Annotated in this window: 1 pseudogene; it reads left to right on the top strand. The window is 73.8% G+C overall.

Annotated features, from left to right (window positions below):
- A pseudogene (locus CTA01S_RS16335) lies at positions 1–397 on the top strand (phage tail protein); the annotation flags it as partial.
- Positions 398–516: the final 119 nt, after the last annotated feature.

Raw genomic sequence — 516 nt, 5'->3', positions numbered from 1 at the left:
GCCGGGGCGCATCCGGATCAACGGCCAGCGCGAGCCCGCCGTGGTCGCCGGCGACCTGATCCTGACCTGGGCGCACCGCGACCGCACCCTCCAGACCGCCTATCTCGTGCGCCAGGACGAGGGCGACATCGGCCCCGAGCCGGGCACGACCTACGGCGTACGCCTGCGTGACCGCAACGGCACCCTGGTGCGCAGTGAGACCGGCCTCACCGGCCACGCCTGGACCTGGGACCTGGCCAGTGCCGCCCTGGATGCTGGCGTCGCGGGCGATCGCGTCACCGTCGAGATCGAGGCCGAACGCGACGGGCTGGCGAGCTGGCAGGCGCAGGTGCGCACCGTCGAGCGCGCCGGCTACGGCTTGCGCTGGGGGCAGCACTGGGGCGGGGTGTCGCCATGATCGCCGGGCCGTCCCAAGATCATGGCGCGCCCCCTCGGGGGCTGCCGCTTAGCGGCTGGGGGGATATGAGTCCGCCGCGCATCGACGTGCACCTGCTCACCCTCGACGAGCCCCAGCAC

It is taken from the genome of Caldimonas taiwanensis NBRC 104434 (assembly GCF_001592165.1).
GTDB classification, from domain to species: domain Bacteria; phylum Pseudomonadota; class Gammaproteobacteria; order Burkholderiales; family Burkholderiaceae_C; genus Caldimonas; species Caldimonas manganoxidans.
This window is presented reverse-complemented; position numbering and strand designations above follow the sequence as displayed.